General features: G+C 53.0%; 7 protein-coding genes and 1 tRNA gene. 4 read left to right on the forward strand and 4 right to left on the reverse strand.

Features of this window, described 5'->3' with window-relative positions; genetic code table 11:
* Positions 1-89 precede the first annotated feature (89 nt).
* Positions 90-180: transfer RNA gene (locus L4C36_RS19560), tRNA-Ser, on the reverse strand.
* A gap of 491 nt (positions 181-671) precedes the next feature.
* Between L4C36_RS19560 and L4C36_RS19565 the strand changes: the two genes are divergently transcribed.
* From L4C36_RS19565 to L4C36_RS19580, 4 genes are all read left to right on the forward strand, one after another.
* Complete coding sequence (locus tag L4C36_RS19565; protein ID WP_428479510.1) at positions 672-1706, forward strand: PTS fructose transporter subunit EIIC; 1035 nt, start codon at positions 672-674, stop codon at positions 1704-1706.
* Positions 1707-1727: 21 nt separating this feature from the next.
* Positions 1728-2042 (forward strand): PTS fructose-like transporter subunit IIB, encoded by a 315-nt coding sequence (locus tag L4C36_RS19570; RefSeq protein WP_428479481.1) that lies wholly within the window; start codon positions 1728-1730, stop codon positions 2040-2042.
* A gap of 265 nt (positions 2043-2307) precedes the next feature.
* Positions 2308-3150 (forward strand): AraC family transcriptional regulator, encoded by an 843-nt coding sequence (locus L4C36_RS19575; RefSeq protein WP_428479482.1) that lies wholly within the window; start codon positions 2308-2310, stop codon positions 3148-3150.
* A gap of 242 nt (positions 3151-3392) precedes the next feature.
* A complete protein-coding gene (locus L4C36_RS19580) occupies positions 3393-5882 on the forward strand; it encodes a beta-mannosidase (protein ID WP_428479483.1) in 2490 nt (829 codons plus the stop codon).
* Between the two features lie 62 nt (positions 5883-5944).
* On the opposite strand, the gene L4C36_RS19585 is transcribed toward L4C36_RS19580, so the two are convergent.
* The 3 genes from L4C36_RS19585 to L4C36_RS19595 form a co-directional block, all read right to left on the reverse strand.
* Positions 5945-6208, reverse strand: coding sequence for a hypothetical protein (locus L4C36_RS19585; protein ID WP_428479484.1), 264 nt, complete (start codon positions 6206-6208; stop codon positions 5945-5947).
* Between the two features lie 74 nt (positions 6209-6282).
* Positions 6283-8529: a penicillin-binding protein 1C gene (pbpC, locus tag L4C36_RS19590; protein ID WP_428479485.1), complete on the reverse strand. Its 2247-nt coding sequence runs from the start codon at positions 8527-8529 to the stop codon at positions 6283-6285.
* A gap of 17 nt (positions 8530-8546) precedes the next feature.
* Complete coding sequence (locus tag L4C36_RS19595) at positions 8547-13157, reverse strand: alpha-2-macroglobulin family protein (protein WP_428479486.1); 4611 nt, start codon at positions 13155-13157, stop codon at positions 8547-8549.
* Between the last annotated feature and the right edge of the window lie 186 nt (positions 13158-13343).

The raw sequence follows: 13343 nt of genomic DNA on the forward strand, positions 1-13343 counted from the left end.
CTCCAATTCTGTATGAAACCCGGTAAACCCGATTTCTAGAATGTGGCTCCAATTCTGTATGAAACCCGGTAAACCCGATTTCTAGAATGTGGCGGAGAGATAGGGATTTGAACCCTAGGTGGGCTATAAACCCACGCCGGTTTTCAAGACCGGTGCTTTAAACCACTCAGCCATCTCTCCTGAGTGCGGCGATAATACGATGAAGAAAGAAGGTTGTAAACCCCTAAAAAGACCAACCGCTCACAATACCACCAAACCATGGCCGCATTGTTCAAACCAACACCGACGCGTTGTTTCTATAACAAAAACAACACGCGAAAGAGGCTATCTATGGCCAGTTAAACGTTCCGCCCTACAAACCAAGGCGGTGTCATGTTGTGCTGGATTTTTAATACAGCGAGACAACACGCGTAAACGCCCCTTTGATAGCGTGATTTGGCTCACTACCTGCCTGAGAGCTAAATCACAACTCCCCCTCAGTGGTACAAAAGTCCAGTTAATGCGCCATTTGTCCAATGGCTAGGCTGTTTTCATCGCTCCATAATTGCTGCCAATTCGATAACTCACGGTTATCCCACCCCCGCTCTGCCCTATTTCGTTGGCCTTGATGCTAACTAAAATAATAAACCATAAAAATGGAGTGAATGAAGATGAAAAGCCAATTGTCGGTTATGAAAAGGCATCTGCTCACAGGTACTAGCCACATGCTACCTTTCGTTGTCGCCGGTGGTGTATTGCTTGCCCTTTCAGTCATGCTTGGGGGTAAAGGGGCGGCACCAGAGGGGGTGTTCCTTGAAGGGCTGTGGGATATGGGTATCGCAGGTTTCACGCTTTTCGTTCCAGTGCTTGGCGGCTACATCGCTTACTCCATTGCAGATCGCCCCGCCCTTGCGCCGGGCATGATTGGTGCGTATCTGGCCAACCAAGTACAAGCCGGTTTTTTAGGCGCGATCATTGTTGGCTTCATTGCCGGTTACGTCGTGCTTCACCTAAAACGCATTCCGCTGTCGAATAAGCTCAAAGCCATTTCTACTTACTTCATTTTGCCTATCGGCGGCACATTCATTGTTTCTGCACTCGTGATCTGGGTGATCGGTGCACCTATCGCTGCGGCGATGGAAGCCATGAACAACGGACTACAAGGCATGGCGGGGGCGTCAAAAGCGTTACTGGGTGTGGTACTGGGCGGGATGACGGCTTTTGATATGGGCGGCCCTATCAACAAAGTCGCCACACTATTTGCACAAACCCAAGTGGGCACGCAGCCATGGCTCATGGGCGGCGTGGGTATCGCTATTTGTGTACCACCACTGGGTATGTTCCTTGCCACATTGCTGTCACCCAAACGCTACACCGATGAAGAGCGTGAAGCGGGTAAAGCCGCAGGCATCATGGGGTGTATCGGTATCACTGAAGGCGCGATTCCTTTCGCCGCCGCGGATCCGGTACGCGTTATTCCTTCTATCGTGGTCGGCGGTATGGTTGGTAACGTCGTGGGCTTTATGTGCAATGTGCTGAACCATGCACCTTGGGGGGGGCTGATTGTGCTGCCCGTAGTTGACGGCCGCATCTTTTATATTGTGGGTATTGCCGCAGGCGCATTAACCACAGCCTTGATGGTAAATGCACTGAAAAAACCCATCGATCAACGTCAAGATACTGTTGAAACAACAGACGATGACAGCCTTGAACTTGACTTTAATTAAGAAACATTTAGGAGAATTCTAATGAAACTACTTGGCGTAACGTCTTGCCCATCTGGCGTAGCACACACGTACATGGCAGCAGAAGCCTTGGAAACCGCAGCCAAAGCCAAAGGCTGGGAAGTAAAGATTGAGACACAGGGCTCTATCGGGATCGAAAATGAAATTCTGATGTCTGAAGTGGAAGCGGCTGACATCATCATTCTGACTAAAGATATTGCGATCAAAAAAGAAGAGCGTTTCACCGGCAAGAAAATCGTTCGTGTGGGCGTGGCAGATGCCGTGAAGAAAGCCCCACAGATTATGGACAAAATTGAAGCGCACCTTGCAAGCGTTTAATTTACAAAGACTTAATGATTAACGTTTTTTCGTTATCGCCTTGAAAGTAAATCCGTCTTTCAAGGCGATTTTTTATCCATATAGGCATCGTGTAGCGAAACAATACTCTGCAAAAACGATACCCAGTTAACATTTTACAGACTAACACATCGCCACTAAGGGAGTTTTGTATGACAATCTCCGCCCAGATAGCTAGGCGAGCTTGTATGTCTTCACCCTGCTCTTCTTTGTCACTACTGGCAGGCATTACTAACAGGCTAACCGCATGAAACAGACCTTTACAGACCTTATCGACACCGTGATTGCCGATCCCGCTGTCTTTGACCGCGTTTGGTTTGCTGGCGATGAAATGCCACCACCAGAAAACAGTTATCAGGTTAACTTCCCCCGTCTTGAGTTGGTTTTCCAAGGTCAGTATGAAAACGTACTGGAAGCCCCACACCAGCAAACTCAACAGGTTTTATTAGGCGTGGGGGATGCCCTCTTTATTCCTGCTAATACATGGAACAAACCCAGCTGGAACCATGAGTGCTCAGTACTTAGCCTGCTATTTGGTAAAAGCCAATTAGGGTTTAGCTTTGTCAGCAAACACGCCGGAGAAGATGGCTTTTATGATGTGGTGAAATACAGTGTGCCGCAACGTACGGGCCGAGCGATTGACCACATTTTAACGGCGCTGTCGACGCTGGCGCATGAAAAGCAGAAAAAGCCGGCGGACAAATATTTACTGCTCGCGCTACTTAGCTACTGCAAAGACATGATTGAGCAGCCACAGGAAGATACCGGTCGCCGCAGTGAAGATTTATTCAAAGGCGTCTGTATCTACGTACAAGAGAACTTTCACCGCAATATTAATCGCAATACCGTGGCGGGCCGCTTTAATATTTCGCCCAACCACTTATCGCGCCTGTTCCGTCAAGAAGGCCACATGCGCTTTGCGGACTATATTGCCTGGGTTCGCCTTGAGCGAGCGAAATTCATGCTCAAACGCTACAACTTCCGCCTTGAAGAAGTGGCACAACGTTGTGGTTATCACGACCCGAATTATTTTTGCCGCGTGTTTAAACGTAAAACGGGCAAAACCCCCACCGAATACCGCTGTCATTGACACCTTGAATCCTCAGGGTGGTGATGCTCAGCTGTGTCAACGAGTAACTCCGAATCCCATAACAATAATAACTTGTTCCAACCTTGCCCGCCCGAGCGGGCTTTTTTTTGCCTGATGATCGCACATCACAAAACACGCACAACGGTACAATGATCCAGCTTTTGCTACATTAATCCTATCCTCGTGATGGGTGCCGCCCCCTATACTGGCCTCAATATCGGCACATTCAACAGGAGTTATCCGTGTCTACTTTCTTACTGGATGGCGAGTGGCAACTCACGTCACCTCAGCACCCGCACATCACCATTGCTTGCTCGCTACCGGGTGATATTCACTCAGCGTTGATCCAGCATGATTTACTGCCTCCCCCTTATCAGGGCTGTAACGAGAAAGACGTACAGTGGGTGGGCGAAAGTGACTGGGTACTCACCCGCACCTTTATGCATGATCCGCAATGGGACACCGCGCACGCGGTCGATCTCTGCTTGGCGTTTGTCGATACCATGGCCACGGTCACCCTCAATGATCAGGCCGTGTTAACGTGTGACAACATGTTCCGTCGCTATCAGGTGGATGTCTTACCGCACCTGCGCGCAGGCGAGAACCGTATTACTATCGCGCTGGCACGCAACGATGTTGAAGCGGCGAAGCGCGCAGAAAAACTGCCGTTCCCGGTGCCATGGGCGGTGGGCAATAATCAAATTCCACACATGAACACTCTGCGTAAAACCCAATGCCATGCAGGTTGGGACTGGGGGATCTGCCTGTTGGTCAGCGGTGTGTATGACTCACTGCGTCTTGAACCTATTCAGCACACCCGTTTATTACAGACACGTACCACGCAGACTTGGCTGGATGACGGTCGCTGCCAACTCACGGTCACCACAGACTACGAGCAACTGGTTACCCGTGACACCGCAGCCACCTTTAGCATTGTTTTTGATGGCCACACCCACACCCTAGCAGCACCGGCACAAACCGGTGGGGTGCATCAACTACAACACACGATCACTATCGATGCGCCGAAGCGTTGGTGGCCAGCAGGCTACGGGGAACAGCCACTGTATCCGCTCACCGTGACCCTGAACCAACAAAGCATCACTAAACAGATCGGCCTGCGCAAACTCACGCTGGATACCACTGTTGACGAAATCGGCAGCGCGATGACCTTCATGGTCAATGACCGTGCTATTACCGCCAAAGGCGCGAACTGGATCCCACTGGATGCCCTGCCCGCACGCCATACCCCCGAACGCTACCGCCAATTGTTAGAAGACGCGGTCACAGCCAATATGAACATGATCCGCATCTGGGGCGGTGGCATGTATGAACACGACATTTTCTATGAGCTGTGCGATGAACTCGGCTTATTGGTGTGGCAAGACTTGATGTTCGCCTGTGCGCTTTACCCGTCAACGCCGGACTTTTTGGCAGATGTGGAAAAAGAAGTGCGCGACCAAGTGCGTCGTTTGGCCGATCACCCGTCACTGGCACTCTGGTGTGGCGACAATGAAGTGATTGGGGCGATCAACTGGTACCCGGAATCTCGCGCCAACCGCGAGAAATACGTGGTGAACTACGACCGCCTTAACCGCATGCTGGCACAAACGGTTGAGCAGGAAGATCCGACCCGCAGCTTCTGGGCCAGCTCACCGTGTAACGGCGAGTTAGACTTTGGCGATGCGTGGCACGATGATAACTGCGGCGACATGCACTTCTGGGATGTGTGGCATTCCGGCAAATCGCTGGATGCGTACCATTCCGTGAAGCCGCGTTTCTGCTCTGAGTTTGGTTACCAGTCGTGGCCGTCATTGCCCACCGTAAAAACCTACGCTGAACAAGACGACTGGAACGTAACCTCTCCGACTTTTGAGCAGCACCAGAAAAACGCCCGTGGCAACAGCATCATCACTGAGATGTTCACCCGCTATTTCCGTTTCCCGAACACCTTTGACAACATGCTGTATCTAAGCCAAGTACAGCAAGCGTTGGCGATCAAAACCGCCAGTGAATTCTGGCGCGCCCATAAAGCCCACTGCCGTGGCATCTTGTACTGGCAGTTGAATGACTGCTGGCCTGTCAGCTCGTGGTCGAGCATTGAATACACCGGCCGCTGGAAGCAACTGCATTACCATGCCAAACGCTTCTTTGCGCCACAACTGGCGACCTTCATTGCTGACCAAGACTGCTTGAGCCTGCACGCCGTGAACGATGTGCACCACTCGGTGCCAACTCATGGACACGTGATGCAGATCCGCTGGGACGGGGAAGTGATGGCACAATGGGATATCGAAACCACCTTAGCCCCTGACAGCAGCGCGGTGATCTGGTCCGCACCCGATGCGCCACAAACAGACAAAGCAAACACCGAAGCAGCACGCGAGTATTTCTACCATGTGCGGCTGCAATGCAGTGACCCGCAAGATGGAAAAGCGGTGATTGAAAACAGCCATTATCCGGCGCTGTTCAAGCAAGCCAAACTGGAGAACATCAACCTGACGTGGACAGTCAGCCAAGATGCCGACGGCATGTGGGTAGAGGTTGATACCGACAAGCCCGCGTTGTTTGTTCACCTTGAGTTTGAGGGCGAAGGCCGCTTCACCGAATCCAGCTTTACGCTGTTACCATCCCGCATTACCGGACAGGCAAAACGCGTACGTTATGAAGGCAATGCAACCGCCGATGAATTAGCGAATAACCTGCGTATTTACCACCTGCGCGAGACGTACTGAGTATCGCCATGTCGGCAAGAATGCTGTCATAACAGAAAGGGAAGCCCGTTGGCTTCCCTTTTTTATTCTCTCGGCGGCAACATACTGCTTTGCCCAATATCAATGAAGCCATTGATCTGCAAACAGGCCAACACAAGCCCTATCACAGCCGCGAAACATAAAACGATAACCAGCCTCTTGTGACCGTATCCCGTGAGAAAAGGCATGATAAGTAATGCCACCACAAACGGCACAATTTGCCACAGGTACGGCTTGGCATTCATGTTAATGCACCAAGCCCCAAGTAATATGGCTATCCACGCCAATAAATAAAATATGATAAACATTAAGTAACGAGTCCTCCCCCCGACATTGTCCCTGTCATTGGGAATACCAGACAACACTATTGCATTCCCTCTAATCACTTCGCATGTACCATAATCGTCTTCACATCGCACTGGGCGTGCAGGCAGGCACTGATGGTGACTGGGCCCGAATAGTCGGCCAACGTTAAGGCATCGGCTGAGTACGGATGATGATTGACGTACCACACCACGTCTTTCGCATCCGTATTGGCCACCAGCGGTAGCTCGGCTAACTGATCCGTAAAGTAATGCTGTCCCGATTTAATATGCTGGATTTCCACGGCCTGCGGCGTTGCCCCACCAGCGGCGCGGATCCCTTTCAAGTGTTGCCAGTTAGCCAACTGAGTCGGCCATACTATGGAATCCGCCGATGCCCAGCCCGACGTATTCATGCCCGAGCGCATAAATTGGCCATCCGTTTGTAAAGTGGGAGGGGTAATACCCCGCACCGTGTAGGCTTCTTTTTGGATGGCACATTGCCCATGCGGGGTGGCCGCCTTGGCTTTGCCGCCCGGCCAGCAAATCGTTTGCTTAACCACGTCTCGCGGGCGGCGCACGGTGCGCTGATCACGCGGTAGTTGATCAAAGGTATCAAACATTAACGGGGCAGCTTGCGTTGCCCCTAAGTAACCAATCACCGGACTGGCATCTGGGCGGCCAATCCACACCCCCACGGTGTAATCAGGGCTGACACCAATAGACCAAAAATCGCGATAACCGTAGCTGGTCCCGGTTTTCCACGCAATTTTACGCCGGATAGTCGGCACCACGCGATCCGGTGCGGTGATTTCACTGAGCGTCTGATAAATGATCCAACTGCTGGCCGGTGACAACACGCGTGAATCCGGCTCAGACGGTGCGGTGCCTGACTGCGCACGGCGTGATTCAAGATGCGATGTAACAAACGGCGCGGATAAGCGTCGCGGAGAGGCCGTCTGTACCTGTAGTGGCGTAACGTGGCCTTCCATCGCCAGCGAGCGATAGAGCGTCACCAAACTCAGCAAGTCGGTGCCGGTTCCCCCTAACCCTACCGATAAATTCGCCGCGTCATGATGAAACGCGATCCCCGCTTTTGCCATGCCTGCATCAAACGCTTGCGGGGTTAAGGCATGAAACACTTGGATCAACGGGATATTCAATGACTGTTTCAGCGCTTCATCCATGCTAATCGCCCCTTGAAAACGGCCATTCAAATTACGCGGTTTATAGCCTTGAAACACCGACGGTATGTCACTGAGCAAACTGGCCGAGTGGATCAGGCCGTTGTCCAACCCCATGCCATAAATAAACGGCTTCAAGGTCGAACCAGGTGAACGGATGGCACGCGGCATATCCACATGCGAAAAACGGGTGGGGTCGGTAAAATCAGCGGTACCTTGATAGGCAATGATCTCAGCACGTTGATTATCGACCACCACGATGGCAGCGGAGCTTTTTATCGGCAACTGATGACTCAGCAAAGCCAATAAACGCTGGATACGCTGCTGAATGCTGTGATTGATGGTGGTGTGAATGACATCGGCCTGCGGCGAAGCCTGTTTAAGATGACGGCTCAAGAGCGGTGCCAGTATCGGCCGTTTATGCAGACGTAACCCCAAGGGTTCATTCGTCAGAAAATGCAGACTGCGCGCATCCAGTATGCCGCTCTGTGCCAAGCGGTGTAACACTTTATTGCGCATCGCTTTGGCGCGTTCAGGATAACGATCAGGACGGTTGTACGACGGCTTTTGCGGCAACACCACCAGCAAGGCGGCTTCTGATTGAGTCAGCGCCTTGGCCGATTTGCCAAAATAGCGTTGCGAGGCCGCTTCAACCCCTTGCAAGTTGCCACCAAACGGCGCGAGGTTAAGGTAAAAGGCGAGGATCTCATCTTTACTGTATGTCCATTCCAACTGCAACGCGCGGAAGGCTTGCTTCATTTTGCCGCTGATCGATCGCTGGTGCGGATCAATCAAACGGGCCACTTGCATGGTTAAGGTCGAGCCGCCAGAGATCACTCGGCCATGATACAGCCACTGCCCTGCCGCACGCACAATCGCCAACGGGTTGATCCCCGGGTGTGCGTAAAACCAACGGTCTTCATAATCGAGTAACGCGGTGAGATAAAACGGCGTCACAGCCTCTGTGGTGATGGTGTAGCGGCGCACCCCTTGCTTGTCCGCAAAGGCGCGTAAAATCTGCCCGTCACGGCTCACCACCACCGTCGCGGGCCCGTGCGGGTAAATAGGGGGCAAGGGATAGCACACATTGAGTACCGCCATCAGCAAAGTGATGGCGCACACCGTTGCCAGTGTGCCCCCCATGATCCTCATCGCGCGTTTTATGGCGTCACCACGATCATGTCATCCCCTTTTGCTTGCCAATAAACGGCATGTTTTTCGGGGGTGTACATGCTTTCCATAAACATCGGTGGCACCGTGTACTGCCCCGGCACTTCCGCTCGGATCAAGTACGCAAAGGTATACTTGGCCCCTTCCGAAAAGCGCTGTGACAACACAAAGCGATCATTGCGGTATTCCACATGATCCGGCGTGTCGAGCGAGAAGCCTTCTGGCATCAAGGTCTGCATATCAAACCCTGCGGTTAAGCGTGGGTTTTCCAACACAAAACCGGCCGGAATGCGCTCAACCATTAACCCATCAGGCACACCTTCATTGAGGTTCACTTGCAAAATCACCAGTAAGCGATCGCCCACTTTCACCGTATTTCCCGCAAACGCCTGCCCGTCTAATTGGTAAAGGCTGCGTTTAAGGAAGTTAACCTTCAACGTATTGTCAGGGTTCTGACGGTTAGAGACGGCTTTATTGGCCTTCGCATACCCGGTGGCTTGCAGGTTAACGTACAGCGGGAAGTCATTCGGGTTCGACAGAGTGATCCCCGGCAATACCGCGACTTCTACGCTACGGATCTCTGTCAGCGCCTTACTCGCAATGTTTACCGAGATCGGCTCGGCTTTATTGCGCGCTTCCGTCACAATCGCCGCTTGCAAGAGTGCGCCTCGCTCTTGTGTGCTGAGCCATGACTCACTCGCCTGCTGATCGATCACGCTTTCCAGAAAGGTCGCTTGCAGACGGGTTGCCGCGTCGTTAAGCACCGGCATCACGGTCAATGTGTCTAACACCGACACCGCTTTCGCATTGTCACGCAGTACTGAACCGTAGTCATCCATGTAATTACGTTGACGCTGTATCGTCTTGGCCTGCTTCAGCATGGTTAAGGCTTTGCTGTGATCGCCCACTTGCGCATAACTGGCTGCCATGTGCAGGTAACTGAGCATGGACGGATACGTTTCAATCGGTAAGGCTTCCAATTGGCTCCAGCGCACTTTGCCTTCTGCTGCCAATACATACGCGGCATACGCTAACGCACTGTTTGCGGCCTCCACGTTGTGCGACATGCTTTGGGTATACCCTGGGTAATTCAGGTATTCCTCTAGCCGTGACAACGCACGGGTACGCATCGCCTCTGGCACCGTGCCAGCATGCGCTTTCTCAACCTGTAGCAAAAAGTCCGTGACATAGGCGGTTAACCACAACTGCTCTTGCCCTTCGCTGCGCCATAACGCAAAGCCGCCCATAGGCGTTTGCATCGCTTTCAGTGCCATCACGGCTTGATATAACACCGCTTGATCGCTCGGTGGTGTGCTTCCTTTTGCGATTGAGCGCCCGACATGGCTATTCTGATAAGCTTGCGCTTTAAAGGTCGTTAATGCCGGATGTGTGTACAAATACGGCAACGCCTTGCTGGTGGTCTGCTCGGCACACCCGTACGGGTAGCCATACAAAGCACGGGCTTGGTCAGCCACATTCAACAACGGCGTACGGCTGATCAGTGCGTGGCCTTCTTCCCCTGCCACCGTCTGCAGCCCTTGCCACTGTGCGGCGGTGATCGCTAACGACTGCTCAGGCTTGATCCAATGGCGACTGCCTTTGTTGACCCAAGGCGTGACATGTTTGACTGGCACCGTCCAATCACGGGCGATATCTAACGTGTCATTACTCGCTTGCAGCGCAAAGAGTACACTACGCGCATCGGTTGTTTTACTGAGCGAGAACGGCACGCGGTAACTGACATGCTGGCCATCTTCAAGGGTGACAGACGCAGGCACCGTTGGCGTGGCGGCATCTGTCGCGTCTTTCGGATCGAGCGTCACGCCCTCACTGCTGCCCACGCGCAAGGCCAAGGTTTGTGTTTCACCACTGACATTGTGCAGATCCACCGTCACGCTCGCAGCATCCCCGGGCACCACGAAACGCGGCACGCTCAATTCCGCGACCACAGGCGCCGCAATGGTGGCATCATCCACCGCGATCCCGACTTGTGTGCCGTTGTACACGGTGACAATCACTTGTCCTTCCCCGTTGTAGTCCGGCATATCAAATGTCACGTCCGCGCGGCCATCTACCACCTGCATCGGGGCTGACATCAAAATCACGGTTTTGCTTTCGACCACGTCGTCGTTTTTATTGTCCGTCTTGCTCATGGCATCACTACCAAACCGCGATTGTGCATACGGGTTCGGGCGCAAGTCATACAAACGCGAATACAAATCCACCACATCGGCACGGTAGCGACGTTGGGCAAAGAAGTAATCAAACGGGTCTTGCGGCATGAAACGGCTAAGGTTGATGATCCCTTTATCGACAATCGACACCGTGACCCACGTATTGTCCGCTTGTTCAGGGGCGATATGGTTAACGGTGATCGGGATCGACAGCGATTCGAGCGGGCGGATCACTTCGGGCAACGCAGCATGCGCGGTTAAGCGGCGGTCATCCCGATCCAGCGTCACTGGCACAATGCCAAAATAGCGTTTCGGGGTATTGGCTTGCTGGCCGGTCAGGGTGGCGGTCAGATAAATGTCGTGACGTGCCAAGTCTTTTGCAATCGGTACGCGGACAATGTGCTTGCCCTTTTTCACTTTCACACGGGTCGACCACTCACGCTGATCGGTTTCCAGCGTCACCAGCATGCTGCCCGCTATCGGCGCGGTGATCGTGGCTTTGATCGACTCGCCCGCCACATAGCTTTCTTTGTCCAGTTTAATATCAGCGTGTTCTGGCTTGGCTTTGATCTGCTCGCTGCCTGCATACCAGCCGGCATAGAAGGTGTAGCTGCTCGACATCTCTGTGGCGGTATCGGTCACCGTGATGCGGTAATCGCCCCACGACACCGGAAAAGACTGCACATCGGTTTTGCCGTCTGCCACATTCACGGTCTGTGTCGCCACGCGACGCCAGCGATCTTGCTTCTTGCGGCTCCAACCGATCCCTTCTTCATACAACCAATAGTAAGCCCCTTGGTCGTAATCCATCGTCACCGTCAATTCGCCCGCCAGCAAGGCTTGGCCATCGGCACTGATCAGCCCCAACGCAAACTCGGCATTCGAATCATACCCCACGTTGTCAGACGCGGGTCGGATCCCCGGCACGGCGGCATCTTGCCACGTGATATAACGCAATGAACGCTGCACCGCGGCGCCACCGGCTTCCAACAAGGCAAAATTCGCCGTGGTCGCCACCGGACTTTTCAGCGCCGCTTTTTCTGGGGTCGGTAGCAATACGGTCACTTCCCCTTGCTCAGACAAGGTTTGGCGATCGCGGGTTTCGTATACGTTATCGAGTTGCTGTGGATGGCCGACATAGAATGCCTCAAACGGCCCCGGTAAATGCTGCACCGGCTGATGGATCAAATCTGTCGTCAGCACATTTCCTGCCGCCGGACTGCCGAACAAGTATCGGCCTTTCATCGTCATCAGCACGTCTTTGCCGGCGGTCACCAAAGGAGACGGTGCGGTAAAGGTGAGATCCATCCGCTCAGGCACAAATTCTTCCAGCTCAAAGAAGAAACGGCTGATCGGCTTTTTCGCGCTCGGATCCAACCGCACATCTACTTTGTACCGGCCTGTCATCCAACTGGCGGCAGTCTCAAGTTCACTGAAAAAATAGCCGGCCGCTTGCGGCTTGAGCTGGCGACTTAAAATCACTTCATTAAGCGGATTAAGCACATGCAATGTCACGGGCATATCAGTAATGGCCTTGCCATCTTGATCACGCAACAGCACATTCACTGGCAACGTTTCACCCGGTTTCACCAAGTCTCGGTTACTGTAAATCAGGGCTTCCATGGCTTGGTAGCTGCGGCCACCGACTGCATGATCAGACAAATCCAATGGCACTTCACGTAACGGCAAAATACCTATATCCGCCGGTTGTTTACCGTGTGCGTTAGCGCGTACCACCACCACATCGGTCGGTTTCACCGCCATGTCAAACACCGCCAACCCTTGATCATCAATGTTCACGGTTTGATGGCGCTTATGGTCGCGGTACAGCTCAACCACCCCCTCGCGGATCGCGGCACCATCCGAGAGCCACGCCATGCTGAACACGGCTTGCTTATCATACAAACGCGCCTGAATCCCCACATTGGTGAGCAACATGTGCTTGGCTTGGATCTCATAGAAACTGCCAGGCGCTTTCAGCACCACCACGTACCAGCCGGAATCAAACGTATGCGGGATCGGCAAGCGGGCGGTAATGTGCGTATTCACCGCCCCCGCCGGTAACGTGAAACGATCAGAAAACACGCTTTTATAGGCATGCTTGAGCTGCTCCAACGTATAAGGTGAGGGGCTATCCAGCAGGTATTGCTGATTCAAAAAGGTGTCTGGATCGGTGATCTGTAAAATCTCCACATCCACTTCCGACAAGTTCATCGCCGTAATGGGGATCGACTGGCTGTGTGATCGCGGTACCAGTGGTCCCGTGCCCACAAACGCCACTTCTGGGGTTTGCAAAACGGTGGTCGCAGCTTGAGTGTCAGGCTGCGTCACAGAGGGGGTCGCGGTACTCACCGATGAATAAAGCGTCAATAGAAAGAGCCACAAAGCAGTATAAAACCACCTTACGGTCGTCGACAGCGTCGGCATGGACATTCTCCTTGGTCCTGAGTGGGTCGTGCATTCCTTGAATAGGTCAACCGTGCGTGCAAAGCCAAATGCAAACCGCGTGATGCCATCACGCCGATGAAACACATTCGGTAAAAATAGGGTGCAAAAAACGGGATAAGTGATAAATGGCACGCACGGGTATTCGCTATTATCCTGAAAGAAACG

The organism is Photobacterium japonica, from assembly GCF_050337005.1.
Classification (GTDB): domain Bacteria; phylum Pseudomonadota; class Gammaproteobacteria; order Enterobacterales; family Vibrionaceae; genus Photobacterium; species Photobacterium japonica.